Origin of the sequence: Paraburkholderia sp. SARCC-3016 (assembly GCF_031119615.1) — a bacterium.
Taxonomy (GTDB): domain Bacteria; phylum Pseudomonadota; class Gammaproteobacteria; order Burkholderiales; family Burkholderiaceae; genus Paraburkholderia.
Map to the genome: position 1 here is coordinate 108496 of NZ_JAVHZD010000025.1, position 21721 is coordinate 130216.

21 protein-coding genes, 1 tRNA gene and 1 pseudogene are annotated in these 21721 nt (G+C 61.4%); 6 read left to right on the forward strand and 17 right to left on the reverse strand.

The window, feature by feature from the left end; all coding sequences use genetic code 11:
* The first annotated feature begins 23 nt into the window (after positions 1-23).
* From QYH69_RS24260 to QYH69_RS24275, 4 genes are all read left to right on the forward strand, one after another.
* On the forward strand, positions 24-1217 hold the full coding sequence (locus tag QYH69_RS24260; protein WP_308834274.1) for a FlhC family transcriptional regulator: 1194 nt from the start codon (positions 24-26) through the stop codon (positions 1215-1217).
* Positions 1210-1383 (forward strand): hypothetical protein, encoded by a 174-nt coding sequence (locus tag QYH69_RS24265; RefSeq protein ID WP_308834275.1) that lies wholly within the window; start codon positions 1210-1212, stop codon positions 1381-1383. Before QYH69_RS24260 ends, QYH69_RS24265 begins: the two co-directional genes overlap by 8 nt.
* Positions 1384-1394: 11 nt before the next feature.
* Positions 1395-1757, forward strand: a complete 363-nt coding sequence (locus QYH69_RS24270) for a hypothetical protein (protein WP_308834276.1) — start codon at positions 1395-1397, stop codon at positions 1755-1757.
* Positions 1758-2003: 246 nt separating this feature from the next.
* A complete protein-coding gene (locus QYH69_RS24275; RefSeq protein WP_308834277.1) occupies positions 2004-3101 on the forward strand; it encodes a CAP domain-containing protein in 1098 nt (365 codons plus the stop codon).
* 61 nt (positions 3102-3162) lie between these two features.
* Here the strand turns inward: QYH69_RS24275 and QYH69_RS24280 are convergent, their stop codons facing one another.
* From QYH69_RS24280 to QYH69_RS24350, 15 genes are all read right to left on the reverse strand, one after another.
* Positions 3163-3765: a hypothetical protein gene (locus QYH69_RS24280; RefSeq protein WP_308834278.1), complete on the reverse strand. Its 603-nt coding sequence runs from the start codon at positions 3763-3765 to the stop codon at positions 3163-3165.
* 14 nt (positions 3766-3779) lie between these two features.
* Positions 3780-4961, reverse strand: coding sequence for a hypothetical protein (locus QYH69_RS24285; protein WP_308834279.1), 1182 nt, complete (start codon positions 4959-4961; stop codon positions 3780-3782).
* 12 nt (positions 4962-4973) lie between these two features.
* Complete coding sequence (locus tag QYH69_RS24290; RefSeq protein ID WP_308834280.1) at positions 4974-5483, reverse strand: type 4 pilus major pilin; 510 nt, start codon at positions 5481-5483, stop codon at positions 4974-4976.
* 88 nt (positions 5484-5571) lie between these two features.
* Positions 5572-6711 (reverse strand): type II secretion system protein, encoded by a 1140-nt coding sequence (locus QYH69_RS24295; protein ID WP_308834281.1) that lies wholly within the window; start codon positions 6709-6711, stop codon positions 5572-5574.
* Positions 6708-8903: an ATPase, T2SS/T4P/T4SS family gene (locus QYH69_RS24300; protein ID WP_374992487.1), complete on the reverse strand. Its 2196-nt coding sequence runs from the start codon at positions 8901-8903 to the stop codon at positions 6708-6710. Before QYH69_RS24300 ends, QYH69_RS24295 begins: the two co-directional genes overlap by 4 nt.
* Before the next feature lie 8 nt (positions 8904-8911).
* The gene (locus QYH69_RS24305; protein ID WP_308834283.1) at positions 8912-9499 is read right to left on the reverse strand and encodes a hypothetical protein; all 588 of its coding nucleotides are present in this window, start codon (positions 9497-9499) and stop codon (positions 8912-8914) included.
* Complete coding sequence (locus QYH69_RS24310; protein ID WP_308834284.1) at positions 9453-10751, reverse strand: hypothetical protein; 1299 nt, start codon at positions 10749-10751, stop codon at positions 9453-9455. Before QYH69_RS24310 ends, QYH69_RS24305 begins: the two co-directional genes overlap by 47 nt.
* An 8-nt stretch (positions 10752-10759) precedes the next feature.
* Entirely contained in the window at positions 10760-12379 is a 1620-nt protein-coding gene (locus QYH69_RS24315) for a type II secretory pathway protein (protein WP_308834285.1), read from the reverse strand.
* 3 nt (positions 12380-12382) lie between these two features.
* Positions 12383-12898 (reverse strand): toxin co-regulated pilus biosynthesis Q family protein, encoded by a 516-nt coding sequence (locus tag QYH69_RS24320; protein WP_308834286.1) that lies wholly within the window; start codon positions 12896-12898, stop codon positions 12383-12385.
* 21 nt (positions 12899-12919) lie between these two features.
* Positions 12920-13345, reverse strand: coding sequence for a lytic transglycosylase domain-containing protein (locus tag QYH69_RS24325; RefSeq protein ID WP_308834287.1), 426 nt, complete (start codon positions 13343-13345; stop codon positions 12920-12922).
* Positions 13342-14622 carry a TrbG/VirB9 family P-type conjugative transfer protein gene (locus QYH69_RS24330; protein ID WP_308834288.1) on the reverse strand — a complete coding sequence of 427 codons (1281 nt, stop codon included), beginning with the start codon at positions 14620-14622 and terminating at the stop codon, positions 13342-13344. Before QYH69_RS24330 ends, QYH69_RS24325 begins: the two co-directional genes overlap by 4 nt.
* Positions 14619-15425, reverse strand: a complete 807-nt coding sequence (locus QYH69_RS24335) for a transglycosylase SLT domain-containing protein (RefSeq protein WP_308834289.1) — start codon at positions 15423-15425, stop codon at positions 14619-14621. Before QYH69_RS24335 ends, QYH69_RS24330 begins: the two co-directional genes overlap by 4 nt.
* On the reverse strand, positions 15418-16689 hold the full coding sequence (locus QYH69_RS24340; RefSeq protein WP_308834290.1) for a TrbI/VirB10 family protein: 1272 nt from the start codon (positions 16687-16689) through the stop codon (positions 15418-15420). The genes QYH69_RS24335 and QYH69_RS24340 overlap by 8 nt, the downstream gene beginning before the upstream one ends.
* An 8-nt stretch (positions 16690-16697) precedes the next feature.
* Positions 16698-17576 (reverse strand): TrbG/VirB9 family P-type conjugative transfer protein, encoded by an 879-nt coding sequence (locus QYH69_RS24345; RefSeq protein WP_374992484.1) that lies wholly within the window; start codon positions 17574-17576, stop codon positions 16698-16700.
* On the reverse strand, positions 17573-18274 hold the full coding sequence (locus QYH69_RS24350; RefSeq protein ID WP_308834291.1) for a type IV secretion system protein: 702 nt from the start codon (positions 18272-18274) through the stop codon (positions 17573-17575). Before QYH69_RS24350 ends, QYH69_RS24345 begins: the two co-directional genes overlap by 4 nt.
* A gap of 584 nt (positions 18275-18858) precedes the next feature.
* On the opposite strand from QYH69_RS24350, the gene QYH69_RS24355 reads away from it, so the two are divergent.
* Complete coding sequence (locus QYH69_RS24355) at positions 18859-19938, forward strand: ParA family protein (protein ID WP_308834292.1); 1080 nt, start codon at positions 18859-18861, stop codon at positions 19936-19938.
* A 77-nt stretch (positions 19939-20015) separates the two neighbouring features.
* Positions 20016-20081: transfer RNA gene (locus QYH69_RS24360), tRNA-Arg, on the forward strand.
* A 289-nt stretch (positions 20082-20370) separates the two neighbouring features.
* Here QYH69_RS24360 and istB read toward each other — a convergent pair.
* A complete protein-coding gene (gene istB, locus QYH69_RS24365) occupies positions 20371-21147 on the reverse strand; it encodes an IS21-like element helper ATPase IstB (RefSeq protein ID WP_308834293.1) in 777 nt (258 codons plus the stop codon).
* Positions 21137-21643: pseudogene (locus QYH69_RS24370) on the reverse strand (IS21 family transposase); the annotation flags it as partial. The pseudogene QYH69_RS24370 and the gene istB, both read right to left, overlap by 11 nt.
* Between the last annotated feature and the right edge of the window lie 78 nt (positions 21644-21721).

A 21721-nucleotide genomic window follows, 5' to 3' on the forward strand; every position in this document is an offset into this window, starting at 1 on the left:
TAGACCATACGGGCCAACGACTCATGCAGAAGAAAGAAGACTACCAGGCCATCGAGCGGCTATATGTGCCGCACTGGCTGATCTCGCAGATCCAGGGGACCAACTTCGACCTGGTCGATCACATGAAATCGCTGTTGCAGCAGGACGGCAGGTTCAACGAGGTGCTCGCAGTCGAGCGCAAGGAAATCGAACACTTCAAGCACAATCAGGTGTCACTGCGCAGCCTGTTGCGCACACCGTTCCTGATGGTGTCGCCTACACTTCAGACGGTCGAGGACTGGCGTTGCTTCGTCGAGGACACGCCCACAACCTTCGCCGTTGACGAACTGCGCCGCAAGGTGCCGCCGCTCGATTCCCTGTCGGCCCAGGCGATCCAGTACACAAACCGCAGGTTCCTTGACCTGGTGACGGGCCTCGTCAATATGAGCGTGCTGTCAGCGCCCCTGCTCGGCATCAGTACGGACCTGGCGAAGTATCTGCAGGAACTGCAGCCATACCGGCTGCGTATGGCGCTCGGGCGCATGCAGGATTTGCCGCTTTTCCGCTGGCGCTTTAACAGCCCCACGTTCTGGTATGAGTTCACGGGAAGCACGCTCACTGATGAACTCATCGCTCACCAGATCATGCTGACATCGCCCGAGAAGACCGGCCATCTTCCGAATCTCGCGGGCTGGGGTGAGCTGCGTCTCGAGCGCGCGAAGAATGAAACGTTTGCTGACGCAATGATGGCTTACGAATGCCGTGCGTCGACGGCGGCAACGCTTTTCCGGCTGAACCAGAACACGTTGCGCAAGCGCTATTTCGCTATCAACGGCACAAGCTCCAAAATGGGCAATCAGCCTAATTCGCTGTCCTGGTGCGCCGATACACCGCAGAACCGCCTGCATGCCACAACCTACACATGGCTCTACCGGTCCGCACTCGCGATGGGCGCAAATGCGCCGGAGGCGCTGATCGCGACGAACGATGTATATGGCAAGCTCTTCGACACGAAACTCGTATCCGCGGATCGCGGCGTCAACATCACGCGCGCGATGGCGGCCGACACCCGCATGGCCGTCGCCCCCTGCCGCTCGTGCGGCACGCACTACCTTGCATCGAATACCGAGACGAAAATCGAGATGCACAGCAGCTTCACGTGTCCCGCGTGCAGCCAGCAGCTCAGACCTCGCCGACGCAGGACGCAGCGTAACCGGAAAGGTGGCGGTGATGAATAGTCCCCTTGAAACGCTACCCGCGAGTCTCATCGTCCTCACCACGGACGGACGCGTGCAGTTCGGGTGGCTCGATCCGCAAACCGGCTGCATGCACTCGGAAGCGGACGGACGTGCCATCGAGAACGTGGCCGGTTCGATGGAATGGGCCGCGGACCGGGCTCATTGATTCCAGCCAGCATGGAAGACTTCGACTACCTCTTCGCAGACAGTGCGGCCGCCTGGTTACAAGGCCGTGGAGACGGACGGTTCGAACGATACGAGCGGTTCTATCGGCTCGAGCATTCGAACCGCGACGACTTCAACCTTGAGCTTGCGAACGAGAGCTATGCGGCAGGCGCTGGGACGCAGTCCCTTCGCTTTGCCCATATCTTCAGTGCGCCCTGGTTCGGGCGCGTGGTAGTCGCCTTCTTCAGCTTCTACATGGCGGCGAGGGCAGTGCCCATGCTCGCCAGCCGCCTGCCCTTCGCGACCGGAGGAATGCTTGTCGTCGCATTCATCGGCTTGCGGATATTTCACCGGAAGCGCCGCGTTCGCCGTTAGACGAACCTTCAGCAACGAAGGCGAAGCTCGGCTATGCATTACGCGTTTCTTCTTTACAACTGGCCTGCGCGGACTTAAGTCTTACGCCCACCTGTCCGATAACCCGTTGTTGGACTTCTCAATCGTGTTCGCGTTTTTCGAAGCGTGCGCTCCGCCGCCGCGCTGACTTGACTTCGCGCAGCACCTGGCAGAATTGAATCAAGGTCGCGCAAGGGGTGCGGCCTCTACAGACGAAGGAAAGAGAAGATGAAGCAAAAAAAGACCTCGGCACTTACCGCAATGGCTATCGCATCGGCAGTCGTTCTGGCTGCTTGCGGCGGTGGCGGTGGCGATAGCACGGGTGCCACCGCACCGGCATCGTCGCCCTCGGGGGGCAGCAGCCCGCAAACGTCGATCCCCCCGCAGACCAGCGTCCCGCCGACGACTTTCCCGGCAACGACCATGCAGGCGGCAGCATTCGCGCAGCTGAACGCGTACCGTCTCTCGATGGGCGTGGGCGAGCTGAAACAGGATCCGATCCTTGACACGGCTGCGCAGGCGCAGGCGCTGTACCTCGATTCGAATCTGGTTAACGGAAGTATCACCGTGCTCGACCACAACGAGGTTTCGACGCTCGCCAATTTCTACGCCACGACGCCGCTGGATCGCGCCCGCAAGGCAGGCGCACCGGTGACGGAGTACATCGGCGAAGACATCTCCGCTGGCTTGCCCCAAGCAAGCGCGTCCGCATTCGCGTCCGATTGCGTCACTGGTCTGCTCGACACGGTTTATCACCAAGCTGATCTGACCAATAATGCGGAGACCATTGGCATCGGTTTCCAGCAGATGAACGCGGCAACCCTGTACGCGTGCGCTCTCGTGTCCGGTGAGACGACCGGCGTTAGCGGCGCTCCGATAGCGAACGGCCTGCTGATTTCCGGTGGCCAGCAGCTGCCCACAAATGCGGTTGCGCACGCACCGCTATCGAACGAGACTGGTGTTTCGCTTGCGATGGAGGCAGAGAACACTAACCCGGCACCAGACGTGCCGAACCCAGGTCGCCCGATCATGGTCCGAGTGAACGCCGCGAATCCGGGTGACGTGCTGACGGTAAGCAGCTTTACTTTGACTGCCGCCGGCGGCGCGGTGGTTCCAGCACGCATCATCGTGCCGGCCGCTGCTGTCACTGGCTCCGCCAGCGGCGTAACTGCTGATCCTAATAACCTGCTGCCCCCAGGCGTTGCGTTCCTCTTGCCGTTGACTCCGCTCAGCGCGAACACGACATACATCGTCAGCTTCACTGGCGACCGTGATGGAACGCCAGTGAGCCCGCAGTCCTGGAGCTTCACGACGGGCGCCAACTAACCCGGCTTCTGCCGCTGTTCCAACGTGCGCGTGCCCGTCCCGGCACGCGCTCTTTCTCGTCCTAGCCGCCCTCGCCGCCCGGCGTGTCCGTATTGACCGGAAAAAACTCTATCTGCGGGCCAACTCCGTTTTGGAAGAAGCAGTCGAATCTCCATACGTCGCTGGTGACCACCACGGGACCAAGTACCGGCGACCACTCCCACGCAACCACGTGAATCGGAGGATTGCTAATGTCCGTCACCTGGGTCTGCGGGGTCAACTGAAGTCCTGTCGGAGGCAGCAGGGCGAGGCACTGATCCTGCATCTGCTTCGTGTCACCTCCACCTTTATTCGGGGGCGCGCAAACCAGCCCCACCCACTGCGCGCCGTTCCAAGCCGGTGCGGTCGTCTGAGTCGAGCCGGTAGGGCATGTCGGAGCTGGCTGAAAACTGCATTGCGGCTGCGACCATTGTGAGCCTATCCAGACGGCCGCCGCTGCCGTGGTCCATCCTGCAGCGGTAGAACATGCAGGTTGAGGGATCGGCGCGCTGCGAATCGCAGTCAGACAGGTGTTGTCCTGGTCGCCGGGCGCGCAGCCAAACGGTGGCGTCGCGTGCGCGACGTTCGCCGTCAGGTTAAGCACTAAAAGAAGCGATAGTCGCAGCATCAGTTTCCAGAATTGCATGGGCTCTTCCTCGATCAGTATTCGCAAAAGGTTGACGCGGTCCCGAGCGCTCCGATCGGAGTGCCTGAACCGTCAGTGATGGAAATGACCCATGGGCCGCTACCAGCCGAGGCCCCGAAATTAACCACCGCAGTCGGGTCGACGGTGAAGTTTTGCGCCGCAACAGTTACCTTTGCAGCACCGCCTGCCGAGCACACCGGCGCAGGCACAACTGATCCGTTGGCGACAACGAACTGCTGCATCAGCGTCCACGGTCCGCCAACAGGTATCAGCTGTCCGCCCTGGCACGTCAGTACCTGGCCCGAACCGTCGCTGTTGCCAACCACCATGGGCGGAGTGCAGGCCGCCCGCGGCACACCGATGTTTGCCAGCTGGAGCGCGCCGTGCAACGTGGCCTGTCCCATGTCGGCCGGCGCCGGTGCAGTCCCGGCGGCATTCTGGATAAAGAGCGTGGCCGGCGAGCGCACTGCATTGCTCACCGCAACGTTCGACGCTGCCACCGTGGGCGCGGCAATCGTCCCCTGCGCATCGATGTTGCCCACGTTGTGCAGATCTACACCGTTGACGTTCTGGCTGCCGGTCCACGTCAGGTGACCATCACGCGCGATCCACACGGAATCGCCGTCCGAGCCCGGACCGTTCGTTGCGAGAATGACAGCGGGCTGATTGCCGAGCGGATTCGTCGCATGCCACGCGCCGTTAATGCCGTCGATCTGGCTTGAATTCTGCGTCTTCGAAAACCCGAAGGAGATACCGCCGGCGCGCGCAATCTCGCCCGCCCCCGCAACATCCGGCACACCACTCTTTGTAACGGGCAACGACGGATACATCACATACGACACATGGCAGTCGCCCGCTTCCTGCGTGCAGCCGGCCGGAACCATCGACATCGTGATGATGTACTGGCCACCCCAGAACGGGCCGTTACGGTGCGGCTGCTTCAGGTTGCCGCTTGTGAACAGCTGGTCAACGGTCGGTGGTGTCAGGTCGGGCGAACCGCTTTGCGTGAACTGATCGAGCAACGCCGCGAAGTTATCGGTGACCCACTGGGACAACGCCGAATTGATGACCTCTTCGTTCTGCCCTTCGATCTGGAGCAACTGCGCACGTTTGTGTGCGATGTCCTCGCGGATGCCCTGTACCGTGAGCGCCGCAGCCGCGACCAGCACGATCACCATCTCGATGATGCTTCCCATGGCAGCGGTCCGTTAGCTGCGCGTCGTGAACATCTCGATGCTCGCTGTGCTGCCTGCCGATGTGCATGCGTTCGCAGCAGTGCTTGAATCGAATTGCGTATTCGGGCCAGCGACAGTCGTTCCGTTCACGATAACCTGCGTATAGGCGCTCGATACAGCGGCGACGCTCAACGAACAGACGGTTGCGGGCACCGGATAGGTCGTGACCATGGAATCGTTGGCCGTCTCGATCGTGCCCGGCGCCGCCGTAATATCACCGCCGAACAGCCCCTTTACCGACGTGCCCCCCGCAGCGACGCGCGCACCCGCCGAGTCGAATGCGTGATTCTGTGCGAGCGTCTGCAGTGTCTCGGCCGAAAAGTCCGTATCGTTCTCGGTGGCATCCAGAACGCCGGTATGAAAGAGCTGCGCTTCCTGCTTGAACTGCGATGCGTGGATGCGATCCATCACAAACTTGCCGCCCGCGTAGGCCGCAAGCGCAAGCAACGCGGCACCGGCCATGACGCCCGCCGCTTCGATCATGGATAGCTCACCCGTCTGGCGCCGGTGGCGACCCAGGTCGCGCAGCGAGGACAAGTTTTTTGGACGTTGATATTGAGACATGGCGTTCCTAACGGGTGAAGGATTGAACATCCGAAGCGGGAGACGTATCGAGGCTAGCCGCGCCGGTCATCAGATACGACCCGACGCCCAACCCGAGAAACAGCGCGACCGCTATTCCGAGCAGCACGTAGTGCGTGATCTTTGCGCTGCGCCGCACCGCTTCGACCACGCGTGAGAGGGAATCGCGACCGAGGTCCTTGATGGCCTGTACGAACTGGTCGCGACCGGCCGCATCCGAGATCGTGTCGACGACCATTTCCGAGAAAATTCCGGTATCGAGCGCGCGCATCGGCTCGTGCGGTGTCAGCGTGAGGCGTCGACTCATGCGCGCAAGGTGCCAGCGCAGCCACGGATCGGATGATCGTGTCAGGCGGTCGATCGCCGCGCGCAACGTCAGTCCCGAGTCGAACAGGCCCGACAGCGAGACGATAAGAAGCGCCGCACGAAGATCGCGCCGGTTACGCCACATCAGCGGCGCGCGATCGAGACGGTTTCGCAGATCGCCTGTCCAGCGGCGCAACGTCCAGAAATAGGACGAGACAGCAGCGACAAGTAGACTGCCCGTGAGCCACCAGTAGTCGTAGCAGAACGTGTCGATCGCATAGATGACCTTGCCCGCTGTTGGCCATTGATCGAGCGGCTTGACGTCGAGAACCTGCGGGAAAATCGCGCCGCCGAACAGCATGCAGAACGCGTACAGGTAGATCAGCAGAAACGCCGGATACGCCATCTGGATCGACGTCGTTCCCGACAGAATCCGCTTGGCGCTCGCAGCCATTTCCGCGAGTTCGAGCCCTCGTACTGCAGCGTCGGCACGATTCGATGCACCGGCCAGCTCGAGCAATGCATATTCGTCGTTCGGAACGAAGCGCTTCATCGCGGTCGCGAAGTCGTCACCCGCCTGCATGCGCCGCGCGATTGCCTGAAACGCGGGCCACACGAACGCCTTGCGCGAGCGATGCCGGCGCTCAAGCGTCGTCAACCGCTCGAGCAACGTCTCCCGGTTGCGCAGACCCTTCGCCGCGACATCCAGGCGTGTCTCGCGATAGAACGTCTCGCGCATTCTCTGGAAACGCCAGGTCGCAATGCGCATGCGCTCGTCTCGCGGCAGCGCCATGAACAGCCTGTACAGGATCGACGCGATCATGATGGCATCCTTCCGTCGCGGTCGGCAAACACGTGGTATTCGCTGAACGGCTTCATCGACTCGTCGATAAACCGCGCATCGATGACCCCGATCGAAGCCTTGTAGAGAGCGTGCTCATAGATGGTCTTGCCGGTCATGTCCGCATCGCCAAAGCCCGTCGCGCGGGTCGAACGCCATACCTTTTCCGCGCCGCGCCAGTCGCGCATCGCAATATGATCGAGAAATTCGGGCGTCGGCCTGAACAGCTCCATCACAAGCGTCTGCCCTTTCGTGCCGGCAGCGACCTTTCCCGCGCGCGTAAACAGACCCGGCAACCGGCAGTGTTCGCAGCCGTCTTCATCGCGGCACGCCATCTTCGATGTATCGAGGCCGAACTTCGTGCGCAGCAGTTCCAGCTGCGCAGCGGGCATCACGTCGTTCGCCGGGCGCTTGCAGTGCGGACACAGCAGCGGAATGAGCTTCTGGTTGCCGACCGCATTGACGAACTTCTCGGACGACACTTCGTCTATCGGCAACTGGAGGCGGCCTCCAACGAGTCGCATGAACGCGCCGATCGCGCTGTCCGCATGGAATGAGGTGCGCACGGGGTGACCGGTCAGCGCCAGTTCAGCCACAAGCGCCGCCATGACCCGATCGCGTACTTCGTTGATCGTCAGGTCATCGGGGTCCATCCGCATGAGCGTGCGGATGACTTCGGCAGCCTTCCGGTTCGCGTCGTCATCTGTTTCATCGGGGCGTCGTGGAATGGAGATCTCCGACAGCCAGGGCTGCGGATATTCCGCCGGTTCGCTGACCGCGTACTGCTTGCTCAGGTCGCGCGAACTCATCTGGTATGACAGCGCCCGAAGCAGCGTGGTCTTTGCAGAACCGGTTTCGCCGGTCAGGATGACGACACCGCCACTTACGTTGCCCAGCGACTCGATGATGCGTAGCTGGCTCGGCTCGAGTCCCATCTCGCCGGGCAATCGCACCTTGAAATTGCGGAAGTTGCCGTCGAGCAGACGCAGTGCAACGTCGAAGCCGCCAACGAGCGGGGAGCTCTGCCAGCGCAGGTTGAGCAGATCCATCTGGGCGACGAGCGGAATCATCGCGGATTGCGGCGCGCTCGGCTGGAACGTCTCGCCCGAATTGGTGTTGCGCTGGACCAGATCCTGGTACGCCGCGGACAACGCACGGCGCACGAGCGCCTTGGGCATGCTGCGATACGAGTACAGGTCGCCGTTCACGCGAAAGCGCAGTTCGACCTCGTCATTGAAATCGCGATACTCCCAGTGAACGTCGCTGCTGCCGTACGCGTGCGCCGCCTCCATCACGTCGCGGAACGTACCGATCGCGCGCGACGACTCCGGCACGATCGCAGCTGACCGGTTCTTCTCCTTCGCGTAGAGCGCCGAGATCACTTCTTCGGTCGCTATCATCTCCTCGCGAACCGCAATGTCGGCCCGAACGAGATCTTTCAGGTACGTCGAGTAAAGCGCCGTTTCATGGAAGCGCTTCGTCGTGACGACAATCGCCACCCCTGCCTGCAGGTCCACCGCAACGAACTCGCGGCGCGCCGCGTCAGTGATTTTCAACGCCGCGTCCGCGCTGCGTTCGCAAAGGATTCGCTTGAAGGTAATCGCGTCCGCCGAGATCAGCTGCGGCAGACCGGTTGGCGTGATCGTTACTTCCGGCGCCACGAGGTCAGTGCCACGATCGGCCGGTTCCGTGCTGTGCACTTCGGTCGCGCGAGCCACCGCATCCGGCTGCACCGCGTTACCGGCAGGTTCGAGTGGTGACGCCGACATCGCGGGTGCGGTACTCATCGCCTGCGGAAAGCTGCCGTTCCCATCGGGTTGCAGATCTTCTGCACTGAAGGCGTCCAGGGCCGGCGGCGCGACAGGAGCATCGCTCGCTCGTACATCGACTGCAGGCTTGCGGATCGCACCTCCATGCTCGAGCAGGTCGTGCACGTCAACGTCCGTGACATCACCCATACGCAGTCGCATACCGAGTGTCATGGCCTGACCGGTGACAGGTTCGGCCGCAACGTTACGTCTGGCAGCAGCCGGCTTTTCACTCTCAAAGTGCGGCTCGGCCCCGGCAATCGGCATCGCGGCCGGTGTCGATTCGGTAAAGCTGGCCCGCAATCCCTTCAGCTTTGCAAACAGGCTGCGCGAGGACGGCTCATCGTTGTCCACACCTGAAAACATGCCCATGTTTATCTCCCGAGAGGAATGGCGGTGGGTCCGGACATCATCCCCGGAGGCAAAGGCGCGCCAAGGTCGACGAGAGAGCGCAGTGGGCCGCCGCCTGACATGGGACCCGGGTCGCGCTGTGGCGAACCGCCCGTGATAGGCTCGGTCCACGTACGCTTGCCGTATGACACGCTGACCTGATAGCCGTCGACCTTCTTTACGCTCCAGCCGTTGAGCAGCTTCGCGCCGACATGCGCGGGATACACCGCGCCGCGGTATTCATAAAGGACGTTTGATCCTGTGGCATCGCCGAACGCGCCAACGAAATGCACCGGCTCCGCACGCTCTTCCGCGTGTGCGGGCACCTGTGCCGGTTTTGCTTCTGGAGGCGAAACCGGCGCAGGAACGGCCGCCTGCGGTTGGGAGGCAGGCTGATCGCCCTTGAGTTGACGCACGACCTTGTCGCGCGCGAGCTGGTCGATATCGTCGATCGACAGACGCGGTGTGGGAGAGTCGGCATATGCCGCCGTGCTCACCAGCAGCACAGCGAGCATGAGTAGCCGTTTAGTCGGGAACATAGTATTTGCCCTTCGCAGTGAAATGGATTCCAACCTGATCCTTCAGCCACAACTCGACCGTCAGATTCTCGAGCGTCATGCTCGGCGGAAGCTGCGCGAGCAGCGGCGCCTGCCAGCGGAAGCCCTCGATTGTCCAGGTGCCCTGCCGGATCATCCGTAGCGGCTTTCCCTTCGCTGCATGCGCGAGCGCCGGCGGCACCGCAAGCAGCGGCCTGGCCGGGTCCAGCTTGACGGAATAGCCGTAGCTGTCGATCTCGTACGGTTTGACTGACAGGCGTTGAGGCGGCGTTTGCAGCATGTCGATCAGGGCCTGCTCATCGGGCCAGTTCTTGAGGTCTTTTGCGGAGACAGTCGCAACCGCTGGCACTGCAGGACCCTGCGCACTCAGATGCCGGCCATCCGCGTCGAAGCGAAGCGGTCGCATCGAGGCAGGCGCGGCCCTGTTGAAATCGTCGAAGTTGCCGCCCTGGCGGCGCAACGTAATCACGCAGTGGCCGGCGGACCCGCATTCTGCTTTTTCGAACAGGAAGCCCTTCAACACCGAGTCGCCGCTGCCAAGTTGCGCCAGCAATGCGGGAGCCATAAGTGACGCCCGCGGCTCGGCATGAGCGAACGTCTGGCTCAGGACCTTCGCGTATCGCTCCTGGAGCGTCGGCTCGTGTTTCGGCGGTGGAGGCGGCGGCGCGAGCGCGTCCATGACCTTGCTGACGCCAAATATGGCGACCGCCGCGATCAGGATGAGCGGAACTGCAGCCGGCACGTGCACCGGCAACTTCTGGATACGGCCGCACTTGCGATCGGCAAGCAGTGCGTCCGCGGTAAATTGCTCGTCGACATCACCGATCGACTGGCCCGCGCCAAACGTAGTAAGCGTGAGGTTCAGTCGCAGGCATTCCTGCTCGATATCGAAACGCCTTGTGTTCGCGGCTTCAAGCGTGAGGACTTCGTCATGACGTACCGCGCCCCGCACGACAAAAACAAGGTGCACCTTCTCCCCGTCCTGCAGCAGGACGAGCGCGGCCATCTTCGGCTTCACCCGCGCATGGAGCGCGATGCGCGCCGCACCCGAATACAGACGCGCGCCGTGCGATTCACCCGTGTCCGGTGTCGCGAAGCCGCCGATCAGTTCGTCGCCGACCTCGTACTCGACATAGTGCGTCGCGCCAAAGTCGTCGGCATAGCGCCGACGCTCGGCACGGCCGCCCTTGACCGGATACGCGCGCCAGTCAAGCCCGAAGGCGAGCCGCGCGCGCCTGTCGCCCGGCAATGGTTCCGTGATATGCATGACCGCGCTCACATCGACGGAACAACACTGGCCGTCAGCATGATCACCTGGAAAACCTGCGACTTGTTCCAGGTACCCGTGATGCCGGCGATACCGCCGTTGGTCGTGCTGTCGCTCATATCGGTCATCGTGCCGTACAGCACGATCGTCTGGCCATCGGACAGCGCGATCGTCTGGTCGTCCTTGTTGCCGATGATGTGGGTCAGCTGGATGGACTGCAGCGTCTCACCCGAGCCCGCACTCGCCGTTGTGAATGGTCCGTTCAGCTTGGAACTGTCCGCCCAGTAGGCCAGTACGATCTGGTTGTGATCATTGACTGAAGGCAGGATGTTCACGAAGTCGCCCGTCGTCACCGTGCCGGGCGTCAGCCCCGGCACGCCACCGGAGGTGCCGCTGATGCTGCCGATCGAAGGCGTGGTGGAACGCAGGAAGTCGTCACTCTGGAATGACGCGATCGACACGGGCAATCCGTTGAGCGTCAGCTTCGTCTGCGTCGTGTCCGTGATCGTCTTGCCGTACTGGTTCAGCGCGTTGATCACCGCATTCGTGCCGGAGAACGGCGCATTCGGCTTGAGGACCGACAGCCCGACGGTGCCACCGCCCGACGAAAGCGAGGTCGGCGATGTGAAGCTGACGGCATATTTCGCGAGCCCGCCCTGGATGGCGTTGAATACCACGTCCGCATTCACACCCGCCTGGCTGCCGTTGCTGAACTGGACCTGCAGCGTGCGCACTCGAATCGACACCTGACGCGTCGAGATCGCATTTTCACGCGAGAGCAGCTCGCCCATCCGGTCAGCCGCTTCCTTCGTGTCATACACGACCACCAGCCGGCTTTGCGGATTCACGACCACGCGTCCCATCGGCGAGCGCAGCCGGTTAAGCTCATCCGTGATCGACTGGATCTGGTCGAACGACCCGTCGCGGCCTGTCGAGGTGACTGCCGAGAATGAACCGGTGTCGGTACTGGTCGTGCCGCCGCCGTTTGACTGGTTGCCCGTCGACGTCTGCGTGCCCTTGGACATGGTCGACTTGACCGAGACCTTGCCGGGGATCGCGGCGATCTGGTACATGCGGGTCACGAAACGCGAGATGTTGATCGTGGCGCCGTCGAATGACCAGTCGAGTCCCAGGCTGTCGGTCATTTCACGCAGATAGGCGCCCACTTTGCCCGTGTATGCCTGCGCAAACACAGGCTCTTCATAGTTGTTTCGGCCCACCGTGCCCGACACGCCGTTCGTCTTGCCATCACCCGTCGATTCACGTGGCACCAGCGATTCACGCGGCACGAAAACATCGGGGCTCAGGTGTACCGAGTAGCCCGTCGCATTGGAGATCAGCGTGGCGATCTGTTTGACACCGAGGTTCGCCGGTATGGTCACCTGGCGCTCGCGGAAGACCGCAGGCAACGAAGCGTCGTAAGCGACCGGCACCTGTCGGTCACCCAGAAAAGCGGAATCCACATCCTCGACGAGCGGCAGCGGTTGCGGTTCCGCGTTCATTGCGTCCGTCGCCGTCTGGTGGCTCGCGTTGTAGACGGCATTGACGTCGCCCTGCGTTACCGCGCAGCCCGCAATGATCGTAACGGCCGCTGCGGCGATCGCGGTTTTCAGGAAAGGCATGCGCATGGGTCAGTCCTTGCAGTTTGCCGCCCGCGCGATCACGCGGATGACGTTGTTGGTATGGCGGCAGATGCGCGTTGGCGTGCTCATGTGATTGGTCGCCTTCATTACCTGGGTTAGTACCGACGTGAAGTCCCCCGAGAACGTCGCGTTGAACTCGAGAGGCAGATCGCTGCTGACACTCCATGCGAGCTGCCAGCCCTGGGTCTGCAACCACCGGTCAAGCGCGTTGCGCAGGTTGATGTCCTGCGGCGTGATGGTGAGCGTCAGTGTCTGATTCGCGGGCGATGCCGCGCCTGGCAATACGACCGGTGCGACTGCCAGTGAACTGACCGCTGTTATGGCCGGCGACGCTGCCGCTGTCTTCACGGGTGCCTGCCCCGAGGTGCCTTGCGAAAGAAGTTGCCAGCCATCGCCTGAGCTCGGCTTTGACTCCGCGGTTGCGTGGCTCAACGGACTGATAAACAGCAGCACGAGAGCGGACAGCGCGCTCGCAGACGCACGGATACGGCGATGGGATTGCATGATCGTTGTCGTTTGCATGGTTCAATGTCCCTGCCGCTGCAGGCGTCGATAGATGGCGTTGGCGTAGACGAGCTGCCTTGAGCCGGACGCGGCGTTGTATGCCCCAACCGCTTTCCATGTCGGGCCAAAGCGTTTTATGTTCGACGCAAGAATCCACGTGCCGACGTATGCGTTCACGCATGCGTCAAACAGGTGTTGCCGGCCGATCCCGTAGCGCGCGAGCGTTGGAAGCCAGGACGTGTTGACCTGCATCAGGCCGATGTCCTCCGTGCCGTTGCTGTTCACGTTCACCGCGTTCGCACGCATACCGGATTCGTGCTGCGCGATCGCGTGAACGAGCTGCGTGCTCACGTGCTGGAATGCGGCCGCGTCGTCGAGGCAGTCGGCATAGCAAGGCAACGCGCCAAACAGTGCGGTGCTGGCCAGCAGTGAAATCGCGCGCCTCATGGCTTCACCATCGCGGTGGCAGTGGCCGGCGCCGGGCCCAACACGTCCGGCTGTTGTTCCGTATATTTCACGTCATGCCGGCGCGTAACGTTCAGCGTGCTGCCGTCCGCTGTCACGATGAACTGGTCAGCCGTTCCATTGAAACGGTAGTAACGGCCCTTCTGTTCACCCGATCCGAGATGCCGCACGTCAGCGACTGTCGCGTGAATGACTGACGCGGCAAACTTGAAGTACGTCTGGCCGTCGTTGTCGAATACGGCTTCCAGGTGAGCGGGGCTGGCCCGGTCGAAGTCATAGACGGTGCCCGCCGTGCGGATCATGTTGACGCTGTTCGAACCGTCCGTGACGGTAAAGCGGTCTGCACGTTCGATCGTGACCACGCCCGTTGCATCGTCCCACTTCGGATGCAACGATTTCCCTTCAGGCGTGCGGAACGTCAGCTCCTTCGCGGGCTTCTGCGCGAAACGGATCTGCGTGTGCGCGTCATCGGCATCGCGGATCGCCTGCGCACCGAAGTTTTCCGCAAGCAGCGAAGGCTGTGCCGGTGCGGCTGGTGCAGCTGGTGCGGCCGGCGCACCGGCAGCCATGGACGTACCGGCGACTACCGTCGCGGCGGATCCGGCGCCATCTGGTGGATTGCGATGGAGCCGCACGTGATGGGTGTCGAAGTCCACGTCGGCGTAGAGGCCGGTCTGCGTCATGAGGCGGTCGAGTGCCTGCATCCAGTTCTCGCCGGCGTGTGTCTCGAACGCGCTTGCGCCCGTCAGATCCACGTCTTTCTGCGCGGTACCGCCCCACCCCGCCGGCACAAGCGCCTTCACGATCGCTGCAACCGGCATCGTGGCGTTGAGCGGGCGCGTCGTATCGAGCGTTCCGTGTGAACCGATCAGTGTCAGCCGGTTCGAGACGGCTTCCGGTTGTACGGTACGCGGGATGGCGCGAGCGCCAGCCGCGCCAATGAACGTGTTCGCGCGGTTCCAGCGCCCGGTCGCTTCGTGGCCTGCCACACGGTAGGTGATGCTGTCGGGCGTGCCGTCGACAACGACATACGGGCCTTCGCTGTGACCGCCATCCGCGGTGATGAGCTGTCCCGCGCGCGGCTGGATATAGGTCTTCTCGCCATCGTTGAAGATCAGCGCCGGGCGCTCGGCAAGGCCGCCGATGATCTCGTAGTCGAAGTCGAACGGATCGGTGTTTGCGGCGCGGGCGACGCCCGATGTGAGCAGGCCAGCGAGCGCGACGGCTACCGCGAATCTGTACGTGTCAAGGCGCTTCATAGGCCGTGTTCGATGAGGTTGAGGTTGCGTACGAAGCGCGCGAGGTACGCGGCGCCCGGTGCCGGATTGGCGCTGTGGTAATACGCGATCGCCTTCGCCACCGAGTGCGTCCTGCTGTAGTTCTCGTTGAGGATGTCTTCGGCCACATGAATGTTGGTCGCCGGCGAAAGCGCATCCCACGCCGACGCAAAACGTTGGGCGTGGTAGCACCAGTTAACCTGCATGATCCCCACATCGAAGTCGCAACGATGCCGCGCGAGCAGCGCGCGAATCGCGCCATAGGCGTCCGCCCGGGAGCGGAAGAAAAACCCCTGCCCTGCCACATTGAGTGTCCAGGGCCACGCACGACCATTCAGTCCCGACTCGTTCAGTGCGATGCTGGCGAGCACCTTCGGATCGACGCTCGTATGCATCAGCGCAAAGGGCGCGACCGGACTTGCGCATGCCCATCCGCCGCGACCCTCGGTAATCGCGGCCTGCGCGTCGTCATCGAGCGTCGCCGGCTGCAGCCATCCTTTTTCGACAAGCAGACGCTCGAGCGAGACTTCGCGGGCGTCGATCGCCACGGTTACGCCGGCGTCAGCCGTGCTGACGACGCGCTGGCCGACAAGCGGCTGCGCCCATGACGTGAACGCGTTCAGCCCGCAGTAGTAGACCGGCGTGCCGCTTAACGCCATCACTTCGCGTTCGTGCGAGCCGGCCAGCACGATGCGGGTCGGGCTGATGACCTGCGCGATCGTGGCCGCCGCCTGGGCATGAGTTGCGGCGACACACAGAAAGATCAGCAGAAGGTGCCTAATCATCGCGATACGGCTCCATGTAGATATCGCGATTCACCTTGATCATGAAATGCCGGTCACCCGGGTCGTCCGTGATCGTGGGCGGGATGTTCTGATAACGGTTGAGCACTGACTGCGCCGTGTTCGCTGCGACCTGCCCTGCTGTGCTACCCACCTGGGTGACACCAAGCGGGCCGGTGGTTGTCGACTGATCGCCCGCGTCAAACTTGCGTAACAGGATCGCCGTGAGGAACGACGTGCCGTAGATCTTCAGGAAGTGGTTGTTGACGTCGCCGGAAAAGCCTGCCGCTCCGTCCGCGTCGGCACCCTGTCCGCCGTACATCGGGACATGCTTGCCGTTGGGCAGACGCAACTCGGTCGCAGCGACGAGGATCGACTCCTGTCCGGGCTGGATGTCTGAGCTGTACGGCCCGACGATCGTCGAGCCCTTGGGGATCATCAGACAGTCCCCGTGCAGACTGTCGTAGACGTCCTGTTCAACGACAAGCGATGCCGTTCCGGGCCGGTCCGAATTCAGGGTTTCGATCGACAACACCGGGATATGGTGTGGCGGCGAGAGTACACATCCGCGGGACTGCCCAACGAATCCGGTGCGCGCAAAGTCGCGCCCGTTGTCGGACTGGGTCTGCGCGTCCTTCATGAACCGGGTATCGCGTTCCTGCGTGGTGGAGGAATGTGCCGCTGGCTGACCGAGGCCCGCGGCGATCGCGTTCGCCGCCTGCGCACCCAGGGAGCTTTGGGCAGCCAGCTGTGCGGCTGCCTGCTGTGCGGCCATCTGCTGCGGTGTCAGGATGCCAGGTGGTAGCAGCGACTGCTGCGCCGGCTGATCCTTGACCTTCATCCCGACCGGAAAAATTGGCGACGCATAGACCGCATCCGCGTTCGCATTTTTTGCGAGCTCGCTCGTTCGCTGGTCCTGGATGAAGTTGTCGACGGTCAGACCGGGCTTTGCGCGCTCGCGCGTTGCATCGGGTGCCGACGCGGCATGCGCGGCCGCTTCGCGCCGCGCCCTGGACTGCTGGTCGGCGATGATCTTGTCGACGTCTTCGGTCGTGGGTGTCCTGTCGACCGCTTCGGCGGCTTTCTCCTTCTTGTGCTGGCGCGCCTCTGCCTGCGCCTCGTTGCTCGCCTTGATCTGATAGTAGATGCCGATTGCGCCGATCAGTACTGCCGCCACGAAGCCGACGCCAATGAGCGCGTTGCGTGGCGATTTACCCTTGACGATTGCCGCCTGGTCGGTGGTCGGTTGCGATGTCTGCCTGGCCATGATCGCGCTCAGAAACCGAACAGGCCGTGATGACCGCGCGTGATCTTGACTTCGTCGTGCGCGGCGCGCAGCACGATCTCGTCGGCCATCTGCTGCACGACGATGTACGGACCGCGGCGGATAAAGTTGGGGCTGACGTTATCGCCGTGATCCTTCACGATCGGCACCGCGAACGGCGCGCCGGCTGGCAGGCGCAGCCAGACGAACCTGCCGTCATCGAACACGACCTCCGGTTTGAACGGCGCCGAACCGGAAACGCTGTAGTCGAAATTGAGCTTGTCGGGCGAAACGCCGATCGGCCCCGAGTCGGTCGCGCTCGAGCGGGCCGGATCACCGCTGCCCTCCTCCGCATTCTCGCGCGCGCGGACCTTGGCCATCAGCGACTGCGGATAGTTGAAACGGACGGTCTGATAGAAGAGCCCGCCCATCGGCGACGACACAAGCGTCATGTCGTACTCGCGCATGTTCGTGCTCAGATGCAGCGTGTTGACGAGGCCCGGCTTCGTCGGCTTGATGAAGACATGATTCGCACCGTCGGTGTCCGAGACCCACTGGATGGAATCACCGAAGGCCGGATCGGCAACCAGCTTCTCGCCTCGTGCGAGCTCGATCGTCGTGGTCTTCATCGGCGCAGTCATGATGCGAAAGATCTGGTCGCGGCTATAGGTGAACACCGCCATGCGGGCGTCGCCCGGCATCGTGACCGGATCGACGCCGCTGTTATACGGGTTGACCGGGCTCATCGGGTCGGCCAGCACACTGGCAATTTCCTGCGATGACGCCGTTGGTGCCGCGGCGGCCCGGGTGGCTGCGCACGCAACGCCATGGGCGATCGTGGCGCCAGTTAAAGCCAGAGCAAGCGTGAACGTTCGGAACAGTGGCTTCATGACGTCTTGTTCAGCGTGAAGAACGGGAAGAAGATCCCGTACGGATTGGAGCCGAGCGCATCCTCCTGCGTCGGGGGCACGATCTGGTAGCGCAGCGTCAACGCATACTTCTGGATCGCGGGCTTGTCCGTCGGCGTCTGCGTGCTCGTTGTTGTGAACTCAACGATGGCCGTCGAATCGGGAAGGATCGAGACACTCGTGACCTTCACTTCGCGCACGAGCTTGGGGTTGGCCGTGATCAGTTCGAATGGCGCATCGGTTTTAAGCCAGTCGCCGAACTGGTTGCGCGCGGTGCCGGTCATCTGCGCCTTGACGGCGTTGATGTTGTGAGCCATGCGCGAGGTCCGGATGTTGTCGGTCAGCACCGGCTCGATCGTGAACCAGCCTTCCACGGATTCGCGCACCGACGTGCGGATCGCCTGGTCATCCGGTTTGTAGGCGGCAAGCTGCGTCACGACCGGATGACCGTTGACGTCCGACGACACGCCATACGATTTCACAACGGAAGGCGGAGGATTGCGCGTATAGATCGCGCCCACCGCTATGGCCGCGAGAATGAAGGAGAAGATCTTCCAGTGATTGAGCTCGACACGCAGACGCGTGCCTCTGTCGAAGATGATCCCTTCCGGGTCTTCTTCTGAGTAGCCGCCGGGTGCCGGCGACAGGGCGATCTGCTTTCTGGTTCGGAAAAGACGCATGAGGGGCTATCCATTGAGGCCGTTCCAATTGAAACAGCCCGCAGTGGTAGCCAGTCGTGCAAAAGAGGAGCGATTTTTATGCGCTTTCGCGAACGACTATTTCGGGACGCTTAGCGCCAGGGCCGTCAACCGGTTGACGACCTTAACCCGAAAAGCCGTCAAAAACACTGAGCTTTTCGGTTCCAGTACGTCGCGCGAAGCTGTAGACCTAACTGCTGGATCCCATCTCGCGCAGATTGAATTTATTGCACGCCCGTTGGCGGTGCTAAATCGTGTGGTGTGTTTCATAAAATCAATTACTTAGCGGCAGCGCACAGAAGTGCCGGGCACCGATAAGGCCGTCAACCGGTTGACGGCCTTATTTCATCAACAGATACAGTTTTATGCAGTTCAGGTGAATGTACCTCGTTTTATCTCACAAATAGATACAATACGCTGGGACTTACCCAATATTTAAGGCCTTCCCTTCGCACCAAACAAATTTGATAATTGCGAAGATATTTCCTGAGATGTATGCAAAAACCTTGCACACGCTTTTGTGCAGGAGCACAATCCAATCGATACCACTTGCGAGGAGCGGCGACTTGCCGAACAAGCCGTATAAGGTCCAAGCTGCTGCGCAGTTGCTAGCGACAACAACCGACACCGTTCGCCGCATGATCGACGAATCGGGCGTTCAGGTAATGCGCCAGGAATCGGGCTCCAAGACGCGACTTTTCTCTATTGAGAACATTTTCGAACTGGCTGCCTATCGAGCCAATCGCAGAAAGTTAAAGTCCGTGCGAAAGGATCCGGTCGTCGTCACGATGTATGCGCCAAAGCGCGGCTTCGGAACGACTATGTTCGCCTCAAATTTCGGAATCCTATTTTCCCTGAAAGGGTTCCGAACGCTCATCATCGATCTCGATTTTCAGGCAAAACTCACGCACAACTTCGGCTATGACTCGGAATTGACGCCTGAAGAAGCTGCTGAAGGCACCAATCCGACCAAGTTAGTCGAATACCATTTTGGACACGTGACGCCAAACTATCCGATGGGTCGAGTGGCCCTTCATAAGGTCATCAAAAAGCCATTTGGGGAATATGGGCCGCACGTCGTTCCCGCCGATCTGAGCCTCGATAAGCTTGATGAGGTCCTAACGTACGGAACGACAGAAGGCAAAAGCAATGACTTGGCCTTTGCGCGTCTGATCATGGAGGGATCGTCAAAAGAAGACGAGAACTTTGACGTTTCAAATTACGATATCGTTCTTTTCGACGCTGCGCCGGCGATGAACCGCATCACACGTAGCGCCCTGTTAGCGGCCGACTACGTGGTTTCACCGGTGTCAATAGAGAATTTTTCCTCAAAAGGCTTGGCCTATCTGTCGAACGCCATGAAGGAAATAAAGAGTCAATCCGAGCGGAATCCAGAGCTAATTCTGGTTGGAAATTTCTTCGATCCAAACCGGGTGCGCGTGATGGGACGGCTGATGGCAATCACGCAGACATATGAGGACGCGTGGCTGGACCATTCGATTCAGAGCAGCGAGGATTTTTCTAAAGCGCTAAATGGAGGATTGGATTTACCTCTAGTCCTGTCATTGCCCGGCAGCCAGACAGCCGCAGAACTGAGCGCGAGCGCCGATGAGCTTCTCGTGCGCATGGGGCTTATTGATGAATAGCGGCGGACTTCATTGAAGATAAACGTAACTTCTGGATTGATCCGCTTGCGCTCGAGGATAATGTCGTCGCTTCGGGGGCGGCACAATCGTGCGATGCCCTCCGAAGGCAGGGGTTGCTGGTTCGATCCCAGCCGGGCGCGCCACTACGTTGTTTTGTTTCTCTGCGGCTTGTGCCTTTTGAGGTGCGATGCCTGCCACCGTTACAGCCCCCACTCCCATAACGACTCCTGCCGCTACGCCTGCTGCTCGTAGGTTTCCGAGCGCGCGAACCCATACCGAAGCACGATCTGCTTCCAGCGTGGTTTCGATTGCTGCAAGCGTCGCGAAAACGGGCAATCCGGCCAGCTCGGCGAGCTGCGTGTTGATTTGCACTGAATCCTGACCCACGATTTGCATTGAATTCTGACCCACCCGTTTGACCAGCTTTGCGGGTTATTCGGTGGGTATCTGGATCTTCTTTCTCTCCTTTTTGGGCTGCGTCGTGCTGTTTCTGAAACGATAGCTATCGTTGCCTGTTTCTACAATGTGGCAGTGGTGCGTAAGCCGGTCGAGCAGCGCGGTCGTCATCTTGGCATCGCCAAACACACTGGCCCACTCGGCGAAGCTTAGATTGGTGGTGATGATGATGCTGGTCCGTTCGTAGAGTTTGCTAAGCAGGTGGAACAGCAACGCACCGCCTGTCTGGCTGAAGGGCAGATAGCCCAGCTCGTCCAGCACCACAAGATCGGCATACATAAGTCGTGTGGCGAGCTGACCGGGCTTGCCCACGAGCTTCTCCTGTTCGAGTGCGTTGACCAGCTCGATGGTGGAGAAGAAGCGCACCCGGCGTCGATGATGTTCGAGAGCCTGCACACCGATCGCGGTTGCCAGATGCGTCTTTCCCGTACCGGGTCCGCCCACCAGGACGATGTTGTGCGACGAGTCGATGAACTCGCACTCGTACAATTGCCGCACCAGCGCCTCGTTGGCATCGCTGCAGCTGAAGTCGAAGCCGCCGATATCGCGATACGCCGGGAAGCGCGCCACCTTCATCTGGTAAGCGAGTGAGCGCACTTCCCGTTCTGCAATTTCTGCCTTGAGCAATCCGGCAAGCACCAGTGAAGCAGCCTTGTAGGCCGGCGAGTCCTGTGCGGCGAGCTCGCCCAGTGCCTGAGCCATACCGTGCAGCTTGAGTGACTTGAGCATCTGCATCATCGCGTCAGGCTGCATGATTGTCCTCGCGGTCTCTTAGCCGGTCATAGCGGCCGACGTTGGCCTGCGGCTCGACGGTCAGCGTGAACGCCTGTGGCGTCTGCAGCGGTGGCACAGGCGGGCTGTCAAGCAGGCGGCTCAGGATGTTCAGCACCGTCTGCTTGTTCGGCGCGCCAGCCTCGAATGCCAGCTCGACGGCAGCGAGCACCATCTGTTCGTCGTGCAGCAGCACGAGCGCCAGAATCTCGACCATCTCCCGGTCGCCCCCCGGACGCTTGAGCAGCACGCCCTGCAGCTTGCGGAAGCCAGCTGGAAACTCGGTGAAGGGTGCACCGTTGCGAAGCGCTCCCGGTTTGCGCTGCAGGACTGCCAGGTAGTGACGCCAGTCGTAAATGGTCTCGCCGTGGTCGTGGCTGCGGTTGATACGCCGTTCGTGCTCGGCGATCACCTGACCTTCGGCGACGAAGACAAGCTTTGCGGCATACACACGCAGGCTGATGGGCCGGTTGGCAAACTGAAGTTGACCCGCGAAAACGGACACCTATCCTTTTGATCAGGAGGTGCCGATGATGGGCAAGCATCGTACCCCGTA